27 protein-coding genes and 1 rRNA gene (1 of these 28 only partly in view) are annotated in these 25,754 nt (G+C 61.7%); 11 read left to right on the top strand and 17 right to left on the bottom strand.

Translation table 11 applies throughout. From position 1 onward, the window contains the following. Positions 1–652, bottom strand: a 16S ribosomal RNA gene (locus tag L0U80_RS04810) (it extends 879 nt beyond the left edge of the window). Between the two features lie 656 nt (positions 653–1,308). On the opposite strand from L0U80_RS04810, the gene L0U80_RS04805 reads away from it, so the two are divergent. The 4 genes from L0U80_RS04805 to L0U80_RS04790 all read left to right on the top strand — a co-directional run bounded on the left by L0U80_RS04805 (position 1,309) and on the right by L0U80_RS04790 (position 5,168). After that, positions 1,309–2,523, top strand: coding sequence for a DUF2863 family protein (locus tag L0U80_RS04805; protein ID WP_233862849.1), 1,215 nt, complete (start codon positions 1,309–1,311; stop codon positions 2,521–2,523). Positions 2,524–2,718: 195 nt separating this feature from the next. Beyond that, positions 2,719–3,645: a helix-turn-helix transcriptional regulator gene (locus L0U80_RS04800; protein ID WP_233862847.1), complete on the top strand. Its 927-nt coding sequence runs from the start codon at positions 2,719–2,721 to the stop codon at positions 3,643–3,645. A gap of 9 nt (positions 3,646–3,654) precedes the next feature. Beyond that, on the top strand, positions 3,655–4,329 hold the full coding sequence (locus L0U80_RS04795; protein ID WP_233862846.1) for an energy-coupling factor ABC transporter permease: 675 nt from the start codon (positions 3,655–3,657) through the stop codon (positions 4,327–4,329). A 203-nt stretch (positions 4,330–4,532) separates the two neighbouring features. Continuing rightward, on the top strand, positions 4,533–5,168 hold the full coding sequence (locus L0U80_RS04790) for a BspC domain-containing protein (RefSeq protein ID WP_233862845.1): 636 nt from the start codon (positions 4,533–4,535) through the stop codon (positions 5,166–5,168). 86 nt (positions 5,169–5,254) lie between these two features. On the opposite strand, the gene L0U80_RS04785 is transcribed toward L0U80_RS04790, so the two are convergent. Next, entirely contained in the window at positions 5,255–6,418 is a 1,164-nt protein-coding gene (locus L0U80_RS04785; protein WP_233862844.1) for a M14 family metallopeptidase, read from the bottom strand. Positions 6,419–6,432: 14 nt separating this feature from the next. Further along, positions 6,433–7,215 carry a peroxide stress protein YaaA gene (yaaA, locus tag L0U80_RS04780; RefSeq protein WP_233862843.1) on the bottom strand — a complete coding sequence of 261 codons (783 nt, stop codon included), beginning with the start codon at positions 7,213–7,215 and terminating at the stop codon, positions 6,433–6,435. A 57-nt stretch (positions 7,216–7,272) separates the two neighbouring features. Between yaaA and L0U80_RS04775 the strand changes: the two genes are divergently transcribed. Both L0U80_RS04775 and L0U80_RS04770 read left to right on the top strand, forming a co-directional pair. Then, positions 7,273–7,776 carry a putative toxin-antitoxin system toxin component, PIN family gene (locus L0U80_RS04775; protein WP_233862842.1) on the top strand — a complete coding sequence of 168 codons (504 nt, stop codon included), beginning with the start codon at positions 7,273–7,275 and terminating at the stop codon, positions 7,774–7,776. A gap of 120 nt (positions 7,777–7,896) precedes the next feature. Beyond that, positions 7,897–9,087, top strand: a complete 1,191-nt coding sequence (locus L0U80_RS04770; protein ID WP_233862841.1) for a pyridoxal phosphate-dependent aminotransferase — start codon at positions 7,897–7,899, stop codon at positions 9,085–9,087. 127 nt (positions 9,088–9,214) lie between these two features. Here L0U80_RS04770 and L0U80_RS04765 read toward each other — a convergent pair whose 3' ends face one another. Next, the gene (locus L0U80_RS04765; protein ID WP_233862839.1) at positions 9,215–9,856 is read right to left on the bottom strand and encodes a glutathione S-transferase family protein; all 642 of its coding nucleotides are present in this window, start codon (positions 9,854–9,856) and stop codon (positions 9,215–9,217) included. Positions 9,857–9,953: 97 nt separating this feature from the next. Between L0U80_RS04765 and L0U80_RS04760 the strand changes: the two genes are divergently transcribed. From L0U80_RS04760 to L0U80_RS04740, 5 genes are all read left to right on the top strand, one after another. Next, positions 9,954–10,319: a 3-hydroxyacyl-CoA dehydrogenase NAD-binding domain-containing protein gene (locus L0U80_RS04760; protein ID WP_233862838.1), complete on the top strand. Its 366-nt coding sequence runs from the start codon at positions 9,954–9,956 to the stop codon at positions 10,317–10,319. Continuing rightward, positions 10,316–11,104, top strand: coding sequence for an oxepin-CoA hydrolase, alternative type (locus L0U80_RS04755; protein WP_233862836.1), 789 nt, complete (start codon positions 10,316–10,318; stop codon positions 11,102–11,104). Before L0U80_RS04760 ends, L0U80_RS04755 begins: the two co-directional genes overlap by 4 nt. After that, the gene (locus L0U80_RS04750; RefSeq protein ID WP_233862834.1) at positions 11,101–11,829 is read left to right on the top strand and encodes a histidine phosphatase family protein; all 729 of its coding nucleotides are present in this window, start codon (positions 11,101–11,103) and stop codon (positions 11,827–11,829) included. Before L0U80_RS04755 ends, L0U80_RS04750 begins: the two co-directional genes overlap by 4 nt. Before the next feature lie 153 nt (positions 11,830–11,982). Further along, the gene (locus L0U80_RS04745) at positions 11,983–13,110 is read left to right on the top strand and encodes a phosphotransferase (protein ID WP_233862832.1); all 1,128 of its coding nucleotides are present in this window, start codon (positions 11,983–11,985) and stop codon (positions 13,108–13,110) included. 141 nt (positions 13,111–13,251) lie between these two features. Further along, entirely contained in the window at positions 13,252–13,953 is a 702-nt protein-coding gene (locus tag L0U80_RS04740; protein WP_233862830.1) for a glutathione binding-like protein, read from the top strand. Positions 13,954–14,039: 86 nt separating this feature from the next. Here the strand turns inward: L0U80_RS04740 and L0U80_RS04735 are convergent, their stop codons facing one another. From L0U80_RS04735 to nuoI, 13 genes are all read right to left on the bottom strand, one after another. Next, positions 14,040–14,510, bottom strand: a complete 471-nt coding sequence (locus L0U80_RS04735) for a MaoC family dehydratase (RefSeq protein WP_308444840.1) — start codon at positions 14,508–14,510, stop codon at positions 14,040–14,042. After that, a complete protein-coding gene (locus L0U80_RS04730; protein WP_233862829.1) occupies positions 14,507–14,980 on the bottom strand; it encodes a MaoC family dehydratase in 474 nt (157 codons plus the stop codon). The genes L0U80_RS04735 and L0U80_RS04730 overlap by 4 nt, the downstream gene beginning before the upstream one ends. Positions 14,981–15,006: 26 nt before the next feature. Beyond that, positions 15,007–16,134 (bottom strand): acyl-CoA dehydrogenase family protein, encoded by a 1,128-nt coding sequence (locus L0U80_RS04725; protein WP_233862828.1) that lies wholly within the window; start codon positions 16,132–16,134, stop codon positions 15,007–15,009. 11 nt (positions 16,135–16,145) lie between these two features. Then, a complete protein-coding gene (locus L0U80_RS04720) occupies positions 16,146–17,354 on the bottom strand; it encodes an acyl-CoA dehydrogenase family protein (protein ID WP_233862827.1) in 1,209 nt (402 codons plus the stop codon). 52 nt (positions 17,355–17,406) lie between these two features. Then, positions 17,407–17,841: a DUF1178 family protein gene (locus L0U80_RS04715; RefSeq protein ID WP_233862826.1), complete on the bottom strand. Its 435-nt coding sequence runs from the start codon at positions 17,839–17,841 to the stop codon at positions 17,407–17,409. Positions 17,842–18,051: 210 nt separating this feature from the next. After that, positions 18,052–18,645: an NUDIX domain-containing protein gene (locus L0U80_RS04710; RefSeq protein ID WP_233862825.1), complete on the bottom strand. Its 594-nt coding sequence runs from the start codon at positions 18,643–18,645 to the stop codon at positions 18,052–18,054. Between the two features lie 96 nt (positions 18,646–18,741). Further along, positions 18,742–19,044, bottom strand: a complete 303-nt coding sequence (locus tag L0U80_RS04705) for a DUF2818 family protein (protein ID WP_233862824.1) — start codon at positions 19,042–19,044, stop codon at positions 18,742–18,744. After that, complete coding sequence (gene nuoN, locus L0U80_RS04700) at positions 19,044–20,507, bottom strand: NADH-quinone oxidoreductase subunit NuoN (protein ID WP_233865671.1); 1,464 nt, start codon at positions 20,505–20,507, stop codon at positions 19,044–19,046. Before nuoN ends, L0U80_RS04705 begins: the two co-directional genes overlap by 1 nt. 39 nt (positions 20,508–20,546) lie before the next feature. Beyond that, the gene (locus L0U80_RS04695) at positions 20,547–22,046 is read right to left on the bottom strand and encodes an NADH-quinone oxidoreductase subunit M (RefSeq protein ID WP_233862823.1); all 1,500 of its coding nucleotides are present in this window, start codon (positions 22,044–22,046) and stop codon (positions 20,547–20,549) included. A 15-nt stretch (positions 22,047–22,061) separates the two neighbouring features. After that, entirely contained in the window at positions 22,062–24,095 is a 2,034-nt protein-coding gene (gene nuoL, locus L0U80_RS04690) for an NADH-quinone oxidoreductase subunit L (RefSeq protein ID WP_233862822.1), read from the bottom strand. An 11-nt stretch (positions 24,096–24,106) separates the two neighbouring features. Then, positions 24,107–24,412 carry an NADH-quinone oxidoreductase subunit NuoK gene (nuoK, locus tag L0U80_RS04685; RefSeq protein WP_124150167.1) on the bottom strand — a complete coding sequence of 102 codons (306 nt, stop codon included), beginning with the start codon at positions 24,410–24,412 and terminating at the stop codon, positions 24,107–24,109. Positions 24,413–24,432: 20 nt separating this feature from the next. Next, entirely contained in the window at positions 24,433–25,089 is a 657-nt protein-coding gene (locus L0U80_RS04680; RefSeq protein WP_233862821.1) for an NADH-quinone oxidoreductase subunit J, read from the bottom strand. 175 nt (positions 25,090–25,264) lie between these two features. Then, the gene (nuoI, locus tag L0U80_RS04675) at positions 25,265–25,753 is read right to left on the bottom strand and encodes an NADH-quinone oxidoreductase subunit NuoI (RefSeq protein WP_233862820.1); all 489 of its coding nucleotides are present in this window, start codon (positions 25,751–25,753) and stop codon (positions 25,265–25,267) included. Position 25,754 lies beyond the last annotated feature (1 nt).

The raw sequence follows: 25,754 nt of genomic DNA, 5'->3' as shown, positions 1-25,754 counted from the left end.
TACTCGAGCGATGCAGTCACCAATGCAGTTCCCAGGTTAAGCCCGGGGATTTCACATCGGTCTTACATCACCGCCTGCGCACGCTTTACGCCCAGTAATTCCGATTAACGCTTGCACCCTACGTATTACCGCGGCTGCTGGCACGTAGTTAGCCGGTGCTTATTCTTCCGGTACCGTCATCCCCCCGAGGTATTAGCTCAGGGGATTTCTTCCCGGACAAAAGTGCTTTACAACCCGAAGGCCTTCTTCACACACGCGGCATTGCTGGATCAGGGTTGCCCCCATTGTCCAAAATTCCCCACTGCTGCCTCCCGTAGGAGTCTGGGCCGTGTCTCAGTCCCAGTGTGGCTGGTCGTCCTCTCAGACCAGCTACGGATCGTCGCCTTGGTAGGCCTTTACCCCACCAACTAGCTAATCCGCCATCGGCCACCCCAATAGCGCGAGGTCTTGCGATCCCCCGCTTTCATCCATAGATCGTATGCGGTATTAATCCGGCTTTCGCCGGGCTATCCCCCACTACTGGACATGTTCCGATGTATTACTCACCCGTTCGCCACTCGCCACCAGACCGAAGTCCGTGCTGCCGTTCGACTTGCATGTGTAAGGCATGCCGCCAGCGTTCAATCTGAGCCAGGATCAAACTCTTCAGTTCAATACCTGTTACTTGTTTCTGTCCCTCTCGGGACAGGTCGCTCACTCAAAGCTGACAGGTTCTGAATAAATTCAAAAACCTGACTTACTTTAGTGTGAGACTCTTGATACTTTCGCTACTCCCATCCCGCTCCGAAGAACCGGATGAGCCGCGTCAGCACATCAAGCGCCCACACTTATCGGCTGTAAATTTTTAAAGATCGTTCGCGAAAACGCCGTTAAACCACTCAACTACCCGGCGTTTCCTGCGTCGCTGCGTCAGCAGCAGAGAAACGAGATTATGAAGACTGCCGGGCTTTCTGTCAACAGGTTTTTTACTTCGCTTAACCTGTCCGGCACTACCGCTGCCGCCCGCCAACTCACACCCCTTGGGGCTTCCCGCTTCCCCGCGCTCTCATCCGAAAGCGCGAAAGACCGGCATTCTAGTGACCGCCGCGCGTTCTTGCAAGCGGTTTTTATGCAGCCGGAAACACGGGGCCGACTCGGCCCTGGCTGATGCGCCTGTCCATCCGCATGATGGTCTGACCTCCGCACGCCGATCTCGTAACGCCGCACCGCACATCGCATAGTCTTGGTGTCCCCGCAGCGCAATCCTATGGCGCGCACGGAACAGACTAGAATATGGGGTTCTTTCTCTGCATCCCAACATACTGATTTATGCGCTCGCGAATCGCCAAACGCCTTCCCCCAGATGCCGACAAACTCGTCGGCCTCTCGCTTGCCCTGTTCGCCTCGGGCAGCCGCACTGAAGACCGCTTCTGGGAGGCCAAGCTCGACACGCTGCTCGCGAAGGTCGTGCGCAACGGCAACCAAACCACGCTCGACGCCGCGCTCGATCACCTGCAGCAGAACCATCCGGACGCATACGGCGCTTTGGCCGATATGGCCGAAACCCACAGCGAATCGTTCGTCGTCGAGCACGACGGGACACAATACGAAGCCCTGCTCGTCGCCGTACCTGTGCTCGCCTGGACGCGCTATGTCATTCCCTCGGGCCCGCTGAAGGCCGACAATGCCGACGCCTTGCGCACGCACCTGCAAGCCCACGTGCTCGCGAGCGGCACACGCGTCGCGATGGCGCCCTATCTCTACAGCATCGACCAGCTGCCGCGACATCACGTCGAAACCTGGCGTCTTTCCCAGCAACTCGCGCAAGCTGCGCTGACGGGTGCCACCGCAAAGGTCAGCTCAGGTGAGTTGCCCGAGACCTCGCCGATCCTCGCCGATCCTCGCTTCCTGCTCGCGGTCGTCGCTGCGCCAGTCGGTGCGCCGCTCTTCCGCTGGCAAGAGGAAGAGCACGGCTCCCGCATCGAACGCGGCCAATGCCTCGAGCAGTGGGCGACGCAGGGCGGCGCCAATCTCGCCGTCGTGATGCCGGGCTGCGAGTTCGAGTGCCTGCTGCCCGACGCGTACTACTCGGCCTGTCGCGATGCCGACGAGCGCGTGCGCCCCCACACGATCCGCACCGCTGTCCGATATCTGCTCGACACGATCGGCGCGGCCGCACAGGACCTGCGCGCCGTGGTAGCAGGCTTCGGCGAGCGTCGCATCGACGAATACCGTATCGGTTTTACGCGGCGTGGGAACAACGATGTCCTCTACGGCGTCGTCTGGCCGCTGTACGGCCGCGAGAACGGTGACACAGACATCGATGAAGAGCCGACCGAGGAAAGCACCAGCAACGGTCCACTCGAGGAGATCGTTGCGCTGCTCAAGGAGTCGGGCGTCACCGACATTCGCCGTCATGCTGGCCGTTTCGAGCCGGAATATTGCGATGACTGCGGCGTACCGCTCTACGCGGACCCGCTCGGTGAGATCGTCCACGCCGAGATGCCGGAAGATGCCGAGCCCGTTCAGCCACACTTCCACTGACCCACGCGTCACATTCCTACGCAGTCCCGCCTTCGCGCGGGACTTTTTTTTGCCTTACGTCCTATACCTTCTGGACAGGCCGCCACGGCGCAAGCTTTTTGTCATCATGGTGCAGTTGGTCCCAACCCGTGGCGTGTGCGACGCACCCGCCACGTACCTATATTCGAGAGGTCGTCAAAACTGGAGGGCATGTCCATGCGGTTCGCAGTATTCAATCCGGACGCCGAACGGCGTGAAGGGCTTAAGGCGCTACTTAGGCAAATCGACCGTCGCGCACGCTTCAACGATGCGCCCGACTGGCGAAGCGCCGAACGCGCAATGCAACGCTTCACGCCGAACCTGTTCGTGGTCGACTGGCATCACGGTATCCGCGCCGGCGAACTCCGGAATTTCGCGAACCGCCACCGCGCACTGCCCATCGCCGTGCTCGTGGACAGCACAGAGCCGCCATCGGCCGTCCAGACGCTGCTGGACGAAGGTGCACGCGGCATCATCCGGCGCACCACCGACTCGATCCTCATCGTCAAGCTGCTCGAACTCATTCTGCTCGGTGGCGATCACCTGCCCGCCGACGTCCTTCGTGAGCCCTGGCCCTCACCGGTGGCGCAGAAGCGCCAGGAGAAAAGCGACACGGCAGCGCGAAAGCGGCGGCCGATCGTGCGCCTGTCGCCCCGTCAGGAGCAGATCCTCCGGTGCGTCCACATGGGCAATACGAACAAGATGATCGCCCGCGCACTCGGCATCAGCGAAGGAACCGTCAAGATCCACCTGACGAGCATCTTCCAGCAACTCGGCGCGCCAAATCGCGCCGCGGCCGTCGCAATCTACAACGGCCTGCTGGCTAACCAACTGGAGGTGCTGCGCGCGCAGGCCGAGCGGGCCGCCAAACCCGTGCACGGCCAACACGGCTCGGTGGCATTGCGGCCGCGCGACGCGCAGTCACTCGGACATCCGTTGCTGGCAGGCGACACCCCCGAGTCGCTGCCCATGGCCGCGGAGCCTGACTGCCCGTGGGGCACGGCCGGTCTCACGCAGTGCGCCGAAGAAGTCGCCGGCACCGCAGATGGCGAAGACACGCCGCCAGCAACAGCGCAGCCACACGTTTTGTCGTCCAACGAGTAATATGACGTCATGGGGTTCCTATATACGCCGCTTCCGCTGTGGGCCGTCGTCGGTGGGTGGATTACCGCCCTCGGCCTGCTCGCGCTCGCGTTATGGAACAACCCGTTCAGGCGGCTTCAGGACGCAACGCTCCAGCACGTATGGCTTGCGATTATCGTGGCCGTGTCCGTGCTGTGGGCCAGCAACGCGTGGCTCGAGGATGGCACCGTGCTGCACCTGCTCGGCGCCACCCTCATGGTGACACTCTTCGACTGGGGCCTCGCGCTAGTCGCGATGGCCGTGGTCGTCGCGCTCGCGGCGCTGGTCTTTGACGCTCCCTGGGACGGCGTCGCGCTGACCTTCCTCGTCTTCGGCGCCTTCCCGGTTGCCATCTCGGCACTGCTGCAGCGGGCGTGTACTGCCTGGCTGCCGCGCAACCTCTTCATGTTCATCGTCGGCCAGGGATTCCTGTCGCCCGCCATTGCCGTTTCGGCGGCATCTTTCCTCGCGCTCGGCACGCACGTCGCGCTCACTGGGGGCTCGATGCTTGCCGTGCCAGCAGGCTATGCATTCAGCGTATTTCTGCTGGCGTCCGGCGAGGCATGGTTTACCGGCATGGCAACCGCGCTGATCGCGGTCTATCGACCGACATGGGTCACCACGTACGACGTGCGCCGCTATCGACTAGGTGGTCCACGCACCTGAAGGCCGCTTCTGTCGCGCTTTCCCCGCGCTAAAATACGGCTGTCTCATCGCCCGCGCGACCTTGCGCCGCAGCAGGGCAATCGCGCGTCTTACCGCTAATCCGGCGATACCGCAGCGATAATTATCGTTTCAGGATTGAACTCTCCGACGCGTCGCAGGCTCTTACCGTGCCAGACGTCATATCCCGCTCTTACACTGATCAGATGGACCGCAATTCCGTATCTCACCGGTTGCTGCTGACAGCCGGCCGGCTCGCTGCGTGTGCCGCGAGCTTCGTATTCGCGATCGTGCAACCAGTACGGGCTGATCAGCTCGAACAGCACAACGACCTCGTCAACACCTTCGTCACCAAGATGCACGCCGATCCGCTGGTCGCCGACTGCGCCGCGCACGGCAATTTCATCGCCAGCACATCAACGGTGCTCGATCACGTGGAGTTTCCTCCCCGTTCCTTCGACAGCGCGCACGCCACCGTGACCCCGTGGAACGACTCATTCGACGAAGGCAAGCAGCGCGTCAAGGTCGACACGATAGTCACCGTCGAGGGCTTCGGCATCCCGCAGAACAGCAATGAGGCGCCGTACGATCTGAAATTCCGCTGTGGCTACGTCGGCAAACAGATGCTCGCGTTCAGCTGGAACGACCCCGTACCGCCCTCGAAGGCGCGCGGCAACGCGCACGGCAAGTCACACGGCAAGGGCAAGCATTCATCGAAGAAGTCGACCAGCAAGCACGCGACAAAGGCGATCTCGGGCAAACCGACCCACAAGTCCGCGGCGCCGAGCACCCACGCCAAAGCTAGCACGAAGCAAACGACGTCGAAGAAGAAACAAACGTGACGGCCCGATAGTCGCACCAGAACGCCGGGCAATAAAAAAAGGGAAGCGGTACCAACCGCTTCCCTTTTTTCTGCGCGCGTATGACGTTACGCGAACGTCTCGACGTGACGCAGGATCGCCTGCAGCATCGCGGCGCCGAGCGCGGCACTGCGCTCGCCGTTCCAGCCGACGCGCTCGTCAGGCAAGTTGGCGTTGTCCTTGAACGGCATTTCCAGCGTCAGCGAGAGGCACCCATACGTGTGCCCAATGTACTTCGACGCGAGCTTGAGCGCATCCTCGCGATATCGACTCGCTTCGTAGCCATGCTGGTCCTGGAAGTCCGGGCTCGCAATCCTGAACGCGTCGATGAACGCCTTTTGTTCGACACCCTGTTGCGCGGTAAAGCCCGGCAGCATTTCCGAGCCCGCGACGAACACATAAGGCAGCGCTTCGTCGCCGTGGATGTCGAAGAAGAGATCGACGCCCGTTGCTTCGATCGCCTCGCGCACCAACAGCACTTCCGGGCTGCGCGCGGCGTCCGGCTCCATCCATTCGCGGTTCAGATTCGCGCCTGCAGCATTGGTGCGCAGATTGCCGTGCACGCTGCCGTCCGGATTCATATTCGGGACGATGTGGAACACCGCGCGGTCGTAGAGCTTGCGCGCAACGGGATCGCCCGCCCAGTCGCCCCAGCCGGCGAGACGCTTCACGAGCCCTTCGACGAACCATTCCGCCATCGTCTCGCCAGGATGCTGACGCGCGATGATCCAGACCGTCTTCTTGGGCTTCCCCTCCGGCGTCGTGTCGCCCGCCGTGCCAAGCGTGAGCAGCGACATCGGCCGGCCCTCGACGGTCTGGCCAAGTTCGGTGAGCGTCGCGTGCGGCAGTTGCTGCAACGCGCCAAGAAACTCCGAGTGACGCTCTTCGCTATACGGCTCGAAATAGGCGTAGTAGACACGATCGAAATCGGGCGTGTGGTCGATCGTGAGCTTCTGGCCGTCGTAAGAAGTCGGCACGCGGAACCAGTTCACGCGGTCGTAGCTCGCAACGGCCTGATAGTCGCGCCAGCCTTCCGCAAAAGCGCAGGCCGCAGCATTCTCGAACGTCATCACGCAACGCTCGCCACGCGCACCCGAGAGCCGGAAGTAGAACCATTGCGCGAATTCAGACTGATTGTCGGCACGAACGCGCAGGCGGATGTCGTCGGCGCGCTCGCACGAGAGAACTTCGATCGCGCCCGCGTCGAACTGGCTGGTAATAGAAAGCGTCATGGCTGTTTCCTCGCTTATTCGGCGATGCGCCGGCGAAATACGTAAGTCGAATCGTTCGATGCATCGGCATCGAATGCATAGCCCTCGGCGTCGAAACCCTTGAGCGCCTCCGGCTCGGCGATGCGATGCTCGACGGCGTAACGCGCCATCAAGCCGCGCGCCCGCTTCGCGTGAAAGCTGATGATCTTGTACCGGCCGCCCTTCCAGTCTTCGAAGACCGGCGTGACCACGGGCGCCGCCAGCTTCTTCGGCTTGACTGCCTTGAAATACTCGGTGGATGCGCAGTTCACGATCACGCGCGCTCCCTTGTCGTTACGTTCCAGCTGCGCGTTGAGCGCGTGCGTGATGCGCTCGCCCCAGAACGCGTAGAGATCTTTGCCACGCGCATTTTCGAAGCGCGTACCCATTTCGAGGCGATACGGCTGCAGCAGGTCAAGCGGGCGCAGCACGCCGTAGAGACCCGAGAGCACGCGCACATGGTGCTGCGCATAGTCGAGATCGGCGACATCGAGCGATCGGGCGTCGAAGCCTTCATAGACGTCACCGTTGAACGCAAATACGGCCTGCTTCGCGTTGGATTTACTGAACTCGGTCGACCAGTCGGCGTAGCGCTGGAAATTCAGCCGCGCGAGCGGATCGGAAATGCTCATGAGCGTGCCAATCTGCTGCGGCGAAAGACGACGCAGGCCGTCGATCAGTTCGGCTGCGTCATCGACGAAATCAGGGATCGTGTGGGTTTCGACGTGCGCCGGTGTCTCATAGTCGAGCGATTTGGCCGGCGACAGAACGATTATCATAGAGGCTTGCAGGCACGAAAGTGCCGATGTTCAAAGGCGAAAGCCCGATTGTAGCGAATGTCACGAATGACCGGTTTTCCGCCCCCACCCGCCGTTACGGCGTTACCCGTGGTGCTCGATTCGAACGTGTGGCTCGATATCCTCGTGTTCGACGATCCGCACACGCGCCCGATTCGCGCCGCGCTCGAAAGCGGCGCGCTGCACGCATTGATCGACGCCCGGTGTCTCGCCGAGCTGACGTACGTGCTGGACTATCCGCATCTCGCCGAACGCGGCGTCGATAAAACCGTTGCACTCGCCACGGTGTCGCGTCTCGCGGAGGAAATCGTTCCGCCCGCCCTGCCCGACGGCGAGCGAGCCCTTCCTCAGTGCCGCGACCGCGACGACCAGAAGTTCCTCGAACTCGCGCGCGCAAGCGGCGCAGCGTGGCTCATCTCGAAGGACCGCGCCGTGCTCAAGCTCGCGAAGCGCGTAGCGCGCGACTTTGGCTTTCGTATCGCGACACCCGATGCGTTCGTCGTCATTGCCGGGCTCGCCGCCACGCAATCCGCCCCTGCCTGACGCGGCCTCGCGCGCAGCCCCGACGCCGCGCCAACGCCCCATGGCGCGCCGGAGCGCGCGGATTTGCCTACAATCAGGCTTTCCCGAATCAACGCCCAACGTCCACAGCCCGTCCGCGCCATGAACGCAACGCATCCGTCGCACGAATCTCCGTCCACACTACTCACGCCCTCATTTCCTTCACGACTGCCGGACGTCGGCACGACGATCTTCACCGTCATGAGCGCGCTCGCCACCGAAAGGGGCGCGGTGAATCTGGGCCAGGGCTTTCCCGACTTCGACTGCGACACGCGGATCGTCGACGCGGTTGCCCAGGCCATGCGCGAGGGCCACAACCAGTATCCGCCGATGGCAGGCATCCTCGCGCTGCGCGAGGCGATCGCCGACAAGATCGCGCACGTCTACGGCCGTCGCTACGACGCGAACTCTGAAATCACGGTCACAGCGGGCGCGACCCAGGCGATCCTGACGGCGATTCTGTGCGCGGTGCATCCGGGCGACGAAGTGGTCGTCGTCGAGCCGACCTATGACAGCTATCTGCCGTCAATCGAACTCGCAGGCGGCAAGCCCGTCTTCGTCACGCTGGAAGCGCCCGATTACGCGATCCCGTTCGACCGACTCGCGGCCGCGATCACACCGAAGACGCGCCTCATCCTCATCAACACGCCGCACAACCCGACGGGTACGGTCTGGCGCGATGACGACATGCGCAAGCTCGAAGCGATCGTGCGCGGCACCAACGTGCTGATCCTGTCCGACGAGGTCTACGAGCACATGGTCTACGACGGCGCGCCGCACGAAAGCGTCGCGCGCTATCCGGAGCTCGCCGCGCGCAGCTTCATCGTGTCGAGCTTCGGCAAGACCTATCACGTGACGGGCTGGAAGGTGGGCTATGTCGCCGCGCCCGCGCCGCTCACGGCTGAATTCCGCAAGGTCCACCAGTTCAACGTGTTCACCGTGAACACGCCGATGCAGTTCGGTCTCGCGCAGTATCTGCGCGACCCGAGGCCGTATCTGGAGCTGCCGGCGTTCTACCAGAAGAAGCGCGACTTCTTCCGCGCTGGTCTCGCGAACACGCGATTCAAGATGCTTGCGTGCGAAGGCACGTACTTCCAGTGCGTCGATTATTCGGCGATCAGCGACATGCCCGAAGCCGAGTTCTCGAAGTGGCTCACCACCGAGATCGGTGTGGCAGCGATTCCGGTCTCGGCGTTCTATCACGAACCGCACGAATCGGGCGTCGTGCGCTTTTGCTTTGCGAAACAGGAAAGCACGCTCGCGACGGCGCTCGAGCGTCTCGCGCAACTCTGAGCGCGTGCGCGCGATGAATCCGCGAGCGTCATTGCGTTCCCGATCATCGCACCAGACTGCCGTATTACGCGCACGCGGCCGTCATGCCTGTTGCGGCCCGTTGCGCACGCAACGGACCGCGAATCGCTTACGACTTGGCCTCGATATACGCCTTGCGATCGGCATTGACGCGCTGAGCCGAGGGACGCTCGCCGATCAGCTTCCCGTACGACTTCCAGTCGATGCCCGCCTCGGCCACGAAATCCTTGTCGTAGATTCGCTGCGTCGCCATCGCGACGAGCGGCAGGTTCGCGTACACCGCCGCATCCGCGATGCCAAACTGCTCACCCGCCACATAGGGCGCGAACTTCGCGATCCTCTTGAAGCTCGCGAGATAGCGGCGCAAGCGCTTCTCTGCCGTCGCCTTCACTTCGTCGCTCACCGTGCCGCCGAAGAAAGCCTCGCCATAGAGTTCTCGCGCCTCAAGTTCCAGATGCGTTTCGACAAACGCGATCAGTTCGCGCTCCTTTGCAGCCTGCCACGGATCGGCGGCAAAAATGCCACATTCGGGATAGCGCGCGTTCAGGTACTCGACGATCACTTCCGACTCACACAGGAAGCCGTTTTCGGTTTCGATGAACGGCACCTTGCCTGCGGGCGAGTGCGCAAGCAGCGCCTCATCGAGCGGCAACTTGTTGATCACTTCCTCGAAGGCGATACCGTACTCGAGCAGCACGAACTTGACCTTGTTGTAGTAGTTCGAGAGCGCGATACCGTGCAGCTTGATCATCCTTGTTTCTCCCTGGAAACGGCGACGCTCCAAACGGCATCGCCGGCCTGTCTCATTGAAATGTACGACCGTGCCATTCCCGGATTATCATGCAGCAATGCTTCCCATGACCACCCATCATTACAACATTGAGACTATCGGCATCGTCGGAGCTGGCGCGATGGGGCGCGGTATCGCCCGGATCGTATCGCAGGCGAACCTCGCGATGCGGCAATACGATGCGAAAGCACAAGCCGTAGCGGCCGCGCGAAATCATCTCGCGGACGCCTTCATCCGGCGTGCCGAAAACCGCATCGACGATGGCGCCTCACACGCTGTGTCGGCGCGTGCCGATGGTGTACAAGCGCCTGATCGCCCGCGCGGTCGACCGTCGCCGTGGGTCACTCACCGCGCGCATTTCGGCATCCCGCTGACGCAGCCGGATACCACCAACATCAACAAACCCAACGAGGCCCGCGCATGAGCGCAGAACTTCTCAGCAGCCGGCCGCAAGGCCATGAATCGACACTCGTCCTGACGCTGTCGAACCCCGGTGCGCGCAACGCGCTCCATCCCGACATGTATGCCGCCGCCATCGAAGCGCTCGACGCCGCCGAACGCGACACATCGCTGCGCGCCATTGTGCTGACCGGCGCCGACAACTTCTTTTGCGCGGGCGGCAACCTGAACCGCCTGCTGGAGAACCGCGCGAAAGACCCGTCCGTGCAGGCCGCCAGCATCGACATGCTCGCCGAGTGGATCACAGCGATGCGGCAGTCGAGCAAGCCTGTAATCGCTGCCGTCGAAGGCGCCGCCGCCGGCGCGGGCTTCTCGCTCGCGCTCGCCGCCGACCTGATCGTCGCCGCCGAGGATGCTAAATTCGTCATGTCGTATTCGCGCGTAGGCCTCACGCCCGATGGCGGCGGCTCATGGTTCCTCGCACACGCGCTGCCGAGGGCGCTCGCTACCGAAGTGATGCTCGAGGGCAAGCCGATCGGTGCCGCACGTCTTGCCGCACTCGGCGTCGTGAACCGCCTCGTCAAGCCGCAGACGGCGCTCGACGCCGCACTCGCCTGGGCCGACGATCTCGCCAACATTTCGCCTAACTCAGCCGCACGGATCAAAGGCCTCGTCAACGTCGCCCACGCGCAGCCGCTCGCCGATCACCTCGTCTCCGAACGCGAAAGTTTCGTCGCGTCGCTGCATCACCGCGACGGCCTCGAGGGCATCACGGCGTTCCTCGAAAAACGCTCACCGGTCTACAAATGAGCGAATTCCAGCTACCCCGGCGCCGGCGCATCTTCCTGATGCGCCATGGCGACGTCACCTACTTCGACGACTCGGGCCGCGCCATCGACCCCGACACCGTGCCGCTCAACAAGAACGGCCGTGAGCAGGCGATGGCGGCCGGTCGCGCGTTTGCATCGCAGGCGGTACATTTCGACCGCGTGATAGTGAGCGGACTGCGCCGGACGGTCGAGACCGCGCAGCTCGTCCTGGTCGAGACGGGGCAGCATATCGACCTCAGCATCGAGCCTGCCTGGCAGGAGATTCGTGGCGGACGTCTCGCAACGATCCCACCCGACGAAATGGAGAGTGCGTTCCTGCGCGCGTTCGACGGCATCGTTGCCGAGGATGTGCGGTTCCTCGGCGGCGAAACGATCGGCGAACTGCTCGATCGCGTGCTGCCGGCGCTCGCTGCGCTGCGCGCCGATCCGTCGTGGGACACTGTGCTGCTCGTGCTACACGGTGGGGTGAACCGCGCGATCCTTTCGCACGCGATCACGGCGGGCGCTCGTACGTTCTTCGGCCATCTGGCGCAGGCGACCGGCTGCATCAATGCGCTTGACGTCGGTGCAGCGAACAGCGACTGGGTCGTGCGCATGCTCAACTATTCGCCGCCCTCGCCGCTGCATCGTGACGTTCGCAACACAACAATGGAAACGTTGTACGCGCAATTCCTGCTCTACCGCCCGGATGTCGACCGGAGTTAGTGCTTTAGCGCTTACTCCGGTCCCATGCAAAGCTGTCGACCGGAGTTAGTGCTTTAGCACCTTGCTCCCGGCCCATGCAAAGCGGTCGACCTCGCTAGCACCTGCTTTGGTCCCATAGCGAAAGGTGCACCGTATCAAACACGGGAGACAGACATGGTTCAAGCTACCCCGGACGGAGACACCCCAAAGCAGAACCCGACGCAAACAGACTACTCGGCGTTCGAAGGTACGCGTCCCGTTGCCGAGCGTCAGCGCTTTGACACTGCTGTACTCACCGCCTGGCTTCACGCGCGTGTCGACGAATTCGACGGCCCACTCACCGTCGAGCAATTCGCAGGCGGCCAGTCGAATCCGACCTTCAAGCTCATCACGCCGCAACGCACGTACGTCATGCGCGCCAAGCCGGGCCCTAAGGCAAAGCTGCTTCCATCGGCCCATGCAATCGAACGCGAATATCGCGTGATGGACGCGCTCAGCGCGACCGATGTACCGGTTGCGAAGATGCTTGCGCTATGCGAGGACGAAACGGTGATCGGCCGCGCGTTCTACGTAATGGAGTACGTCGAGGGCCGCGTGATGTGGGATCCGTCGCTGCCGGGTATGTCGCGCGAAGAACGTGCGGCGATCTACGACGAAATGAACCGCGTGATCGCGGCACTGCATAGCGTGAAGCCGGAGGCGGTGGGGCTCGCTGACTACGGCAAACCCGGCAATTATTTCGCACGCCAGATCGATCGATGGAGCCGCCAGTATCAGGCATCGGAAACGACACCGATCGACGCAATGCATCGCCTGATCGAATGGTTACCGCAGCACATACCGAACGAGGACGACAAAAGCGGCTCGCGCGTGTCGGTCGTTCATGGCGACTATCGCCTCGACAACCTGATTTTCCACCCGTCCGAACCGCGCGTACTCGCAGTCCTCGACTGGGAACTTTCGACGCTCGGCGATCCGCTCGCCGACTTCTCCTATCACTGCATGGCCTGGCATGTCGATCCTGCGCAGTTCCGCGGCATCGGCGGACTCGACTGGTTCGCGCTAGGTATCCCGGACGAGCAGCACTACGTCGAGCGCTACTGCGAGCGTACCGGTCTCGAGATTCTCGGCGACTGGAACTTCTATCTTGCGTACAACATGTTCCGCATTGCGGCCATCCTGCAGGGCATCATGAAACGCGTCACCGATGGGACGGCGGCGAGCGCCCAGGCCATCGACGCGGGCAGCCGCACGCGACCGATGGCCGAACTCGCATGGCGCTACGCGCAAAAGGTCCGCTGACGAACGCGATCGTAAATCCGTGCACGCGACAGGGGCACTGATTCACACTCTGCGCCCTGCAACGAACTGTGCTCTAATTTTCGCCAGCCAAGACGCGCGGCAGGCCCGCGGCGTCATCCGTCCACCATGCGAGGAATCACAATGATCGATGTTTACAGCTGGGCCACCCCGAACGGTCACAAAGTCCACATCATGCTTGAGGAGACCGGCCTCGAGTATCGCGTCCATCCAGTCAATATCGGTGCGGGCGACCAGTTTACGTCCGAGTTCCTGGCCATCAGTCCGAACAACAAGATCCCTGCGATCGTCGATTCCGAAGGCCCGCGCCGTGCCGACGGCGAGCCGTTCTCGCTATTCGAATCCGGTGCGATTCTGATTTATCTGGCAGCGAAAACCGGCAAGTTCATGCCCGAGGACCTGGCCGCGCGCTACGACGTGCTTCAATGGGTGATGTTCCAGATGGGCGGCCTCGGCCCCATGCTCGGCCAGGCTCACCACTTCCGGATCTATGCGCCTGAAAAAATTGATTACGCGGTCAACCGCTACACGAACGAGGCCAGACGTCTTTACAACGTGATGGACAAGCAGCTTGGGAAGACCGAATACCTGGCCGGCGACGACTACACGATCGCCGACATCGCCGCCTTCCCCTGGACTCGTTCGTGGCAGAACCAGGGCATCGATCTCGACAGCGTTCCGAACGTGAAGCGCTGGCACGAGACGATCGCGGCCAGGCCTGCCGTCAAGCGTGGTGTCGAGGTGCTGGCATCGGCGCGCCAGGCGCTTCAGGACGACAAGGCTCGCGAAATACTGTTCGGCGCTACGCAGTACGCGAAACACTAAGGACACGAAAAAGGGGCGCCCGGCTGCGAAAGCCGGGCGCCCCTTTTGTCTGTTTCGCACTTACGCGCCGGAACGCAAAACGTAAATCAGAAGTAGTGCCGCGTAATGAATTCCGCGACACAAGCGGGCCGATCGTTGCCTTCGCACTCGATGGTCACGTCCCAGATCACTTGCACACCGCCGTCGCCGGTTTCGTCAGTCTCTTTCACACTGAAGCGCGCGCGAACCTTCGAACCTACTGGCACCGGCGCGGTAAAGCGCACGCGGTTGAGCCCGTAGTTGACGCCCATGCGCTGACGCATCTGCACCGTTTGTACGAGCAGCGCCGGAATCAGCGAAAGCGTGAGAAAGCCATGAGCGATCGGCCCACCAAACGGCGACTCGCGGCGCGCACGCTCCGCATCGACGTGGATCCACTGGTGGTCGCCGGTGGCGTCTGCAAAGCCGAGCACCTGCGATTCGCCCACCGTAGTCCAGCCGCTCACGATCGGCGCGCCGCCTGCGAGCGCGCGCAATGCAGCCGTGTCGGCAATCTGAACGACGCCGCTCTCGCTCACGACACGTTCCCCTGTTCGCGCACGCCGGAATTGCGCAGCCCGAACAGCGCCTTCGACTGCACCGTCACAATGGTTTCGCCGTGCTGGTTGACACCATCCCAACGCGTTTCGACGATGCCGCGATCTGGCTTGCTCGCCGACACACGCTTGCTCAGAACGGTGTTCGTCATCGTGAGCGTGTCGCCGACGCGCGTCGGCTTGAGCCAGCGGATGTCGTCGATACCGGGCGACCCCATCGATGTCGAATCGCGCAGGAAGTTACGCACGAACATGCCCATCATGACCGAACACGTGTGCCAGCCGCTCGCAACGAGCCCACCGAACATCGACGCCTCGCCGCCCGCCTCGCTCAGGTGAAATGATTGCGGATCGAACTGTTCCGCGAAATGCACGATCTCCTCGCGCGTGAACGTATGCGAGCCGACCGTGTACGTCTTGCCGACTTCGATATCTTCGAAACTCAAACCCATAGTAACTTTCCTCAATACGCCTTCAATCACGCTGCCGTGTGCGCGAAGTCTGGCATCGCGGCGAACCGCTCCAGATGATGATCGACATCGCCGAGTGTCGTTTCGATAATCGAGAGACGCTTGAACAGATGCGCCGCCGCGACTTCGTTGGTAACACCCATGCCGCCGTGCAATTGCACGGCCTGCTGGCCGACGTAACGCGCCGCCTGGCCCACGCGCGCTTTCGCGGCGGAAATGGCACGACGACGCTCATCGGGCGACTTGCTACTGTAACGTGCCGCGGCGAGATACGTAATCGATCGGGCCTGCTCGGCGTGGATCAGCATGTCGGCCATGCGGTGCTGCAAAGCCTGGAACCGTGCGATCGGCACGCCGAACTGTTGACGTGTTTTAGTGTATTCGACCGTTGCGCTCGTCAGCGCATCGATCGCGCCGATCGCTTCCGCGCACAGCAGGAACGTCGCGTAATCGGCAATATGCTCCCACGTCACCGCGCCGATCGATTCGTCACCCAGACGGCGCGCGGGTGCAGATTCGAACTTGAGCGTCGCGGCGCGCTGGCCGTCTATCGTGCGATAGTCGCGCACTTCGACACCGTTTGCATCACGCGCAACGACGAACAGCGCAACAACGCCCGCGAGTCGGGCCGGGACGATCCAGTAGTCGGCCTGCGCACCGTGCTGCACGACCGACTTCGTACCCGTGAGCGCAAAGCCGTCGCCAGTTTTCATTGCCGTAGTGGCAAGCGAAAGCAGGTCGTAGCGCGCATCGGGTTCGTGGAATGCTGCGGCGAGGCGAACATCACCTGACGCCACGCGCTCCAGCAATCGCGCGTTGTCGGGTTGTGACGCGCCCGCGAGTTTGAGCGCTTCGACACCGACCGCCGTCGCCCAGTACGGTTCGACGACGAGCGCACGGCCCAACTGTTGCATGACGACCAGCATGTCGAACGGCGCGCCGTCAAAGCCGCCCTGCTCCGCAGGCACCGGCAGCGCCGTGAGGCCGAGTTCGACGAACGCTTTCCAGTGGTCAGCCGAGATGCCCTCAGGCGTCTTCACGATCGCCTGACGCGCTTCGAAGCCATATTGCTTGTCGAGATAGCGGCGCAGTGCGTCGGCGAGTTGCTGTTGCTCTTCCGTGAAATTGAAGTCCATTGCGACGCTCCTCAAATCCCCAAAATCATCTGCGCGATGATGTTCTTCTGGATTTCGTTCGACCCGCCATAAATCGACGTCTTGCGGAAGTTGAAATAGTACGCAGCGAGCGGAGCCGCATCGTCGTCGCCGCCGGCGGCGTGCTGATGCTCGCCTTCGAGGAAGGCTGGATCGAAAGGCGCGGCAAGCGGGCCGATCGCATCGACCATCAGTTCGGTCAGCGCTTGCTGGATTTCGGTGCTCTTGATCTTGAGCATCGACGCTTCGGGACCGGGGCCACGACCATCGCCGCTACTCGATATCACGCGCGCGACCGTCACTTCGAGCGCCATCAGTTCGATTTCGACTGACGCCACACGCGCTGCGAACACCGGATCGTGCAGCAGCGGCTTGCCGTGCTTCTTCTGCTTGAGCGCGACGCCCTTGAGGAACTCGAGTTCGCGTTTCGACGCGCCCACACGTGCGATGCCTGTACGTTCATGGCCAAGCAGATATTTCGCGTAAGTCCACCCGCGATTCTTCTCGCCGACGAGGTTCGCGACCGGCACCTTCACGTCCTCGAAGAAGACCTCGTTGACTTCGTGATCTTCGTCGAGCGTGATGATCGGGCGCACAGTGATGCCCGGCGTCTTCATGTCGATGAGGAGAAAGGAGATGCCCTCCTGCTTTTTCGCGGCGGGGTCGGTGCGCACGAGGCAGAACATCATGTCCGCGTACTGACCCAGTGTGGTCCAGGTCTTCTGGCCGTTCACGACATAGTGATCGCCCGACTCGTCCGTGGCCCGCACGGCACGCGTGCGCAGGGAAGCCAGATCGGAACCGGAGCCCGGTTCGGAGTAGCCCTGGCACCACCAGTCGGTGCCGGCGAGAATGCGCGGCAGGTAGTAACGTTGTTGCGCTTCGTTACCGTACTTCATGAGCACGGGCGCGACCATCGACACGCCGAACGGCAACACCATCGGCGCACCAATGCGTCCGCACTCGCTGTCCCAGATGTGGCGCTGCACTTCGGTCCAGCCTGGGCCGCCCCAGACAACTGGCCAGGCGGGCGCCGACCATCCCTTCTGACCGAGCAGCTTGTGCCAGCTCGCGAAGTCGTCGCGATTCAGACGTTTGTGATTGAGCACCTTCTCGCGAATGGTCTGAGGCAGATTAGCCTCGAGCCAGTCACGGACTTCGGCGCGGAATGCCTCGTCGGCGGGGGAATAATCGAGATCCATGCGCAGTGTCTCCTCGCCGCGGCCAATGTCGGCGCGGCGAAGACCCGCATGGTTACTGCAGCGAGCCCTTCAGCGCGGCCGGAACCGGCAGCGGCATCACGTCGATGCCTTCTTCGACGAGGGCTTGCGCGTCCTCAACGGAAGCGACGCCGCGAATATTGCGCGATGGCGCTTCGTTGTAATGCATGCGCCGCGCTTCCTCGGCGAAACGGTCGCCCACGTTCTCCGTCTTCTCGAAGACCTCGCGCAGCGCGCGCAACGCCAGCCCCTGCCACTGTGCGGCTTGCTGCGAGGCCGTAATAGCGCTCGCCTCAGTCGCACCGGACAGATTCAGCCGGGGTGCGGACGGCACGCGGCTCACATCGGTGGCGCCGCACATCGGGCATTCGACCAGCTTGCGCGAACGCTGCGACTCGAAGTCGTCAGCGGAAGCAAACCAGCCTTCAAACCGATGGCCGTCTGGGCACTGTAAATCGAGGACCTTCATGGGGAATCGTGGCCTGGCAACGAGTGTAGCGCAAAAAGCAGATTTGTGAACGATCGTACTAAAAAATTCCGCCGCACGTAAATCGGGCTGGCTCAGGATTGTAGCGCCACCCGGGCGGCATCGCTGACGATGCTCGAACCCAACGTCACGCGACGATAGCGCCTTTACCCGCCACCGTCGCTCATTGCTCACAGCCTTGCGGCCGACGCGTCAGCCCTTCTCGACCTGACCGAGCGGCCAGGCGCCCGAGAGCGCCTTCTCGAGCCAGAACGTCCCGATGATCGTTTTCACGTCCGAGATATCGCCATTGCGCACGCGTTCGAGCAGTTCCGGCAGCGTTGCCGTGAAAGTTTCGAGGAATTCACCGTCGTCGAGATCGGCGTCACCCGCGGTCAAGCCGCGTGCCAGATAGATATCGATGAATTCTGTCGAGTACGAAATGACCGGATGAATCTGGGTCAGGAAAATATACTCACGTGCCGTGTAGCCCGTTTCCTCGCGCAATTCGCGCTTCGCGCACGCAAGTGCACCTTCCTGCGGATCGAGCTTGCCGGCCGGAAATTCAGTCATCACGCGCGAAAGCGGATAGCGATACTGGCGCTCCATGAGCACGCGCCCATCGTCGAAGAGCGGGATCACCATCACCGCCCCCGGATGCACCACGAACTCACGCGTGGCGTGCTTGCCGTCCGGCAGCGCCACGGTGTCACGCTTGAGGGTCAGGAAATTGCCTGCGTAGACCGTCGTGCTCTCGACGCACGTCTCGGAAAGTGCGGGGTCGTGTTTGTGCTGTTCAGCAGCCATATTCAACCTCTGCGATGCCGCGCGAAAACGGGCGAAAAATGCACAAGCGGCGAAGACCCGCGCCAGTGGCGCGCGGGAGGTGTGCCGAAGGGTACGTTACGCCGAACGGCGCTTGACGAGATATTGCCAGGCGAAGCCGGGAAACGCTAACACCACGAACAGACTGAACGTGATGGCGTAGAACTGCCAGCCCTGGTCGAAGCGGTTACCGGCGCGCGCTTCCAGCAGGAAGCCGAACGCGCCGACCACGAAATACAACACGATCAGTTCGGCGATCCGCAGCCACACGCGCTTTTTCTGCGCGCGCAGCGGCACAACGCCGAACAACCGCTGGTTGACGAACGGCAGGTTGGCGCCGACAAGCGCCAACAAGACGATAAACCAGCCCGCTGCGGACATCAGATCGGCAGCGTATGCGAAATGGCACGCAGGCAGAGCGACATCAACGGCCCCGGAACGATACCGAGCACCAGCACGGCCAGGCCATTGAGTGTGAGCAGCGCACGGTTGCAGGCGTGGCTTTCAATCGGCGCGGTGTCCTGCGGTGCATCGAAGTACATCAGCTTGACGACGCGCAGGTAGTAGAACGCGCCAAACAGCGACGTGATTACGGCAAGCACGGCGAGCCACGTGAGACCAGCATTCATCGTCGCTTCGAGCACGGCGAGCTTCGCGTAGAAGCCGACCGTCGGCGGAATACCCGCGAGCGAGAACATCATCAGCATCATCACGAATGCGAACACCGGACTGCGCTGATTCAGACCCTTGAAGTCGTCGAGCGTTTCAGCTTCGAAATCACGGCGCGCGAGCAGCATCACGACACCGAATGCGCCGAGCGTCGTAATCAGATAGACGATGCTGTAGAACATCGCCGAGCTGTAGGCGCTGGCCGCGCCAGTCGCCTTGCCGTCCACGATGCCGGCAAGCAGACCGAGCAGCACGAAGCCCATGTTCGAGATCGCCGAGTACGCGAGCATCCGCTTGATGTTGCGCTGGACGATACCGGTGATGTTGCCGACGATCATCGAGAGTGCCGCGAGGATGATCAGCATTTCCTGCCAGTCGACGGCGAGCGGCAGGAGACCCATCACGAGGAAGCGCACGCCCCACGCGAATGCTGCGACCTTCGGGCCACCGCCAACGAGAAGCGTCATGGCCGTGGGCGCGCCTTGATAGACGTCAGGCACCCACATATGGAACGGCACGGCACCCATCTTGAACGCCACGCCGGCAACGATGAAGACCACGCCGAACAGCAGCACGATGTAGTCGCTACGGTCCGAAACCAATCCCACTGCGTGGATCACTTCGTTCAGTTCGAGCGAGCCGGTCGCGCCGTAGATCATCGAGATGCCGTACAGCAGGAAACCCGAAGCCAGCGCGCCAAGCACGTAGTACTTCATCGCCGCTTCGTTCGACTGCGTAGCGTTGCGACGCAGCGCGATCACAGCGTAGAGCGACAGCGACATCAACTCGAGGCCGAGATACAGCGTGAGGAAGTTATTGCCCGAGATCATGACAATCTGGCCGAGCAGCGCGAACATGCCGAGCAGGAAGAACTCGCCGCGGAACATGTCGCGGTCTTCCAGATACTTGCGCGAGTAGACGATCGTCACTGCGTAGCCGAGCGACACCACGGCCTTCATCGCGCTAGCAAACGGATCGATCACGTACATGCGCGAGAACGTGTAATACACGTGCGGATCGAACGCGTTCACCGCGAACCAGACGCCGGCCACGACCGTGGACAGCAACGCGATGTAGAAGGTGTTCTTGCGGCCCGACGGACCGGTGAACGTGTCGTTGAGCCAGGCGACGACGGTTGCCAGCATCAGCAACGCGTCGGGCCACAGGACATTCATAGTGGTGTAGGTCATGATTTCTTGATCCCCAACCCGGCGTTACGGGGACACCGGCAGCTTCGACTGCGCGACGTGGGTGAGGAGATTCTCCACGGAAACGTGCATCACGTCGGTAAAGGGCTTCGGATAAACGCCCATGAAAAGGGTCATCAGCGCGAGAATTCCCAGCACCAGATACTCGCGACGGTCGATGTCCTTCAGCTCACGCACATGGTCGTTCGCAATCGCGCCGAAGTACACGCGCTTGTACATCCACAACGTATAGGCTGCACCGAGAATCAGCGTGAATGCCGCGCCGAACGCGATCCAGAAGTTGTACTTCACGGCTGCCAGAATCACCATGAATTCGCCGACGAAACCCGAGGTACCCGGCAGGCCGCAGTTGGCCATCATGAACAGCATCGCGAGCGCCGCGAACTTCGGCATCGTGTTGACGACACCGCCGTAGTCCGCGATATCACGCGTGTGCATGCGGTCATACAACACGCCGATGCAAAGGAACATGGCGCCGGAGATGAAGCCGTGCGAGATCATCTGGATGATGCCGCCTTCCATCGCCAGCTGGCTCGATTCACCGAACATGAAGAAGCCGAGCGTGACGAAGCCCATGTGAGCGATCGACGAATACGCGACCAGCTTCTTCATATCCGACTGCACCATCGCGACGAGACCGATGTAGATCACCGCGATAAGCGACAGCGTGATGATGACCGGTGCCAGATAGTGGCTGGCGTCGGGCGTGACCGGCAGCGAGAAACGCAGGAAACCGTATGCGCCGAGCTTCAGCATGATCGCGGCCAGCACCACCGAACCGCCCGTGGGCGCCTCGACGTGCGCGTCCGGCAACCACGTGTGCACCGGCCACATCGGCACCTTCACTGCGAACGCCAGGAAGAACGCGACGAAGAGCAGGATCTGCGGCGTCATGGCGATCTTCGCGGCCTGCCACGTTGCGAGATCGAACGTGCCGGTCTCACGGTACAGATACAGCAGCGCGACCAGCATCAGCAGCGAGCCGGCCAGCGTGTAGAGGAAGAACTTGAACGCTGCGTACACGCGGTTCGGACCGCCCCACACGCCGATGATGATGTACATCGGGATCAGGGTGGCTTCGAAGAACACGTAGAACAGCAGACCGTCGGCGGCACAGAAAACACCGATCATGATCCCCGAGAGGATCAGGAACGCGGCCATGTACTGTGCAACGTTCTTCGTAATGACCTGCCAGCCGGCGATCACAACGATCACGGTAATGAGCGCGGTCAGCACGACGAACCACATCGAGATGCCGTCGACACCGAGGTAATACGCAATGTTGAATCGTTCGATCCAGACCGACTTCTCGACGAACTGGAGGTCAGCCGTGGTCGGATCAAATCCCGAAATGAGCGGGATAGTAACGAGGAAACCCAGCAACGAACCGATGAGCGCGAGCCAACGGGCTGCGCCTGGGTTCCGGTCGGAACCCACAAACAGAACCAGGATGCCGAACAGGATCGGCAGCCAGATCGCAATACTGAGAATCGGGGTAGCGTGCATTCAGTTTCCCTCGCCTTATTTGCCGCCGAGCGTTACAAACAGGGTCAGGAGCCCGAGCATACCAATGATCATCGCAAATGCGTAATGGTAGATGTAGCCGGATTGCAGGAAACGGATAACCGTCGCAAACCACCCGATGAACTTCGCGCTCCCGTTTACGACGCCGTCGATCACGACCACGTCGCCCTCTTTCCACAAACCACGACCGATCGCCACCGCGCCGCGCGCGAAGACCACTTCGTTGATCTTGTCGAGGTAATACGCATTCGCGAGCAGCTTGTGAACCGGTGCGAACGTGCGTTGCACGACTTCCGGCAGGTCCGGGCGCTTCATATAGAAGAACCACGCGACCACTACACCTGCGAGCGCGAGCCAAACCGGCAGGCCCGAGAACGCATGCGCGCCCATGAGTGCCCAGCCCTGGAATTCTTCGGCCATTTCCGTGAGACCCGGATGGTTCTGGCCGATGTAGATCACCTTGTCGAAGGCGATACCGTTCTTGAAGAAGTCGCCATACAGCATCGGACCGATGCCCAATGCGCCTGCAATCACAGAAGGAATCGCAAGCAGGACGAGCGGCAACCACACCACCCACGGCGACTCGTGCGGCTCGTGAGCGTGGTGGTGATCGTCGTGATGCGAAGCGGCCTCCGCGCCCATCGGCGAATCCGGGTGCTTCGGATGACGGAAGCGCTCTTCACCGTGGAACACCAGGAAGTACATACGGAACGAGTACAGCGCCGTCACGAACACGCTGGCGACCACCGCGAAATACGCGAAGCCCGAACCCGCCAGATGCGAGGCCTTCACGGCTTCGATGATCGAGTCCTTCGAGTAGAAGCCCGAGAAGAACGGCGTACCGATCAGCGCGAGCGAGCCAACCAGCGACGTGATCCACGTGATCGGCATGTACTTGCGCAGGCCGCCCATGTTGCGCATGTCCTGGTCGTGGTGCATGCCGATGATGACCGAACCCGCGCCGAGGAACAGCAGCGCCTTGAAGAACGCGTGCGTCATCAGGTGGAAGATCGCGACCGGATACGCCGACACGCCGAGCGCGACCGTCATGTAGCCAAGCTGCGAGAGCGTCGAATACGCAACGACACGCTTGATGTCGTTCTGGACGATGCCAAGGAAACCCATGAAGAGCGCGGTGATCGCGCCGATCACAACGATGAACGACAGCGCGGCTTCCGACAGCTCGAACAGCGGCGACATGCGCGCGACCATGAAGATACCGGCCGTCACCATGGTTGCCGCGTGGATCAGTGCGGAGATCGGCGTCGGGCCTTCCATCGAATCCGGCAGCCAGACGTGCAGCGGGAATTGAGCCGACTTACCCATCGCGCCAACGAACAGGCAGATACACGCGACCGTGAGCAGGTTCCACGAAGTGCCCGGGAACGTCAGCGCGGCGATTTCGTGGCCCTTGGCGAACACTTCGCTGTAGTTCAGCGAGCCACCGTATGCGAGCAGCAGGCCGATGCCGAGCAGGAAGCCGAAGTCGCCCACGCGGTTCACCATGAACGCCTTCATGTTCGCGTAGATGGCGCTTTCACGCTTGAAGTAGAAACCGATCAGCAGGTACGAGACGAGACCCACCGCTTCCCAGCCGAAGAACAGCTGCAGGAAGTTGTTGCTCATCACGAGCATCAACATCGCGAACGTGAAGAGCGCGATGTACGAGAAGAAGCGTTGGTAGCCCTCCTCGTGCTCCATGTAGCCGATCGTGTAGATGTGCACCATCAGCGACACGAAGGTCACCACGCACATCATGAGAGCCGTCAGCGAATCGACGAGGAAACCGACTTCGAACTTCAGGCCGCCTACCGACATCCATTCGTAGATGGTCGCGTTGAAGCTCGCGCCGCCGAGTACGTCGAAGAACGTCATGCACGAAAGCACAAACGCAATCGCAACGCCGAGAATGGTTACCGTGTGCGCACCAGCGCGTCCCACCGTTTTGCCGAACAGACCGGCAATCAGGGAACCGGCGAGTGGTGCGAGCGGGATCGCCAGCAACAGGTTTTCGTTGAGTGTCGTTGCCATAGCAGGCTGCCTTAACCTTTGAGCTGATCGAGATCCTCGACGTTGATCGTGTCGAGGCTGCGGAACAAGGTCACGAGAATCGCAAGACCAATCGCGGCTTCCGCGGCCGCAACAGTAAGCACAAAGAACACGAACACCTGGCCGTGAATGTCACCGAGGTAGTGCGAGAACGCAACGAAGTTCGTGTTCACCGCCAGCAGCATCAGCTCGATCGCCATCAGAATGATGATGACGTTGCGGCGGTTGAGGAAAATGCCAACGATCGAGATCGCAAAGAGGATCGCGCCGAGGACGAGGTAATGGGCAAGGGTCAACATGGGGTCTCTCTCCTGCGCGTTCAGCTCTTGCTGCCGGACGCGGTTTCGTCCGCGGCAGGCTCTTCCGGAAGTTCCTTCACGGCAGCCATCTTCACGAGGCGCACGCGGTCCTGACGACGCACGGCGACCTGCTTCGCAACGTTTTGCCGCTTTGCATCCTTCGGTTCGCGCACGGTCAGTGCGATCGCCGCGACGATCGCGACGAGCAGCACGAGGCCGGCCACTTCGAACGCGAAGATGTAGTCGGTGTACATGATCTTGCCGATCAGATGCGAGTTCGACACAGACGCGACCGCTGCAGCCGACGTATCGGGCACCGGCGACGTCGTCGCACCATAACCATGCCAGAGGATCAGCGCGGTCTCGATCACGATGATCGCGCCCACCACGGTCGCAACCGGGACGAAGCGCTTGAAGTCGCGGCTCAGTACGTCGATGTTGATGTCCAGCATCATCACCACGAACAGGAACAGCACCATCACCGCGCCCACATAGACGAGCACCAGCAGGATCGCGAGGAATTCCGCCTCGAGCAGCATCCAGATCGCAGCCGCGTTAAAGAACGCGAGGACGAGGAAAAGCGCCGCCGAGACAGGGTTGCGCGACGTGATCACCTTCAGCCCTGACAGCGTCAGCAGCAGCGCGAAGATGTAAAACAGGACGGTCGTGAATTCCATGATTACTGGTTCATCGTTGGGGCCATCGTGAGGCGGGTTGCGCGGCTCGGACTGGCGGCCAGACCAGGGAGCGCCGCGCCGCGGCGGACAGGCTGCGAAGAGGTGTCGCTTTAGAGCACACACCTGTCCCGCAGCCGGCCCGAACCGCGGGCCGATGCAGCGTCAAACTGAAAAATCAACGGTACGGTGCATCCGCTGCCTTGTTCGCTGCGATCTGCGTTTCATAGCGATCGCCGACAGCCAGCAGCATTTCCTTCGTGAAATACAGATCGCCGCGCTTCTCGCCGTGATACTCGAGAATGTGCGTTTCGACGATCGAATCAACCGGGCAGCTCTCTTCGCAGAAACCGCAGAAGATGCACTTGGTCAGGTCGATGTCATAGCGCGTCGTGCGGCGCGTGTTGTCCTCGCGCACTTCCGACTCGATCGTGATGGCGAGCGCGGGGCACACAGCCTCGCACAGCTTGCACGCGATGCAGCGTTCTTCGCCATTTTCATAGCGGCGCAGCGCATGCAAACCGCGAAAACGCGGCGACATTGGCGTCTTTTCTTCCGGGAACTGCACCGTGAACTTGCGCTTGAACGTATAACGGCCGGTCAGCGCGAGCCCTTTGAGCAGTTCGGTCAGAAAGAACGTCTTGAAGAAATTTTGAATAGCGTTCATG

The sequence above is a fragment of the Paraburkholderia adhaesiva genome, assembly GCF_021390575.1.
In the GTDB taxonomy this organism is placed as follows: Bacteria; Pseudomonadota; Gammaproteobacteria; order Burkholderiales; family Burkholderiaceae; genus Paraburkholderia; species Paraburkholderia adhaesiva.
Note: the sequence above shows the minus strand (reverse complement) of the source record. Positions and strands in the feature narration are given on the sequence as shown.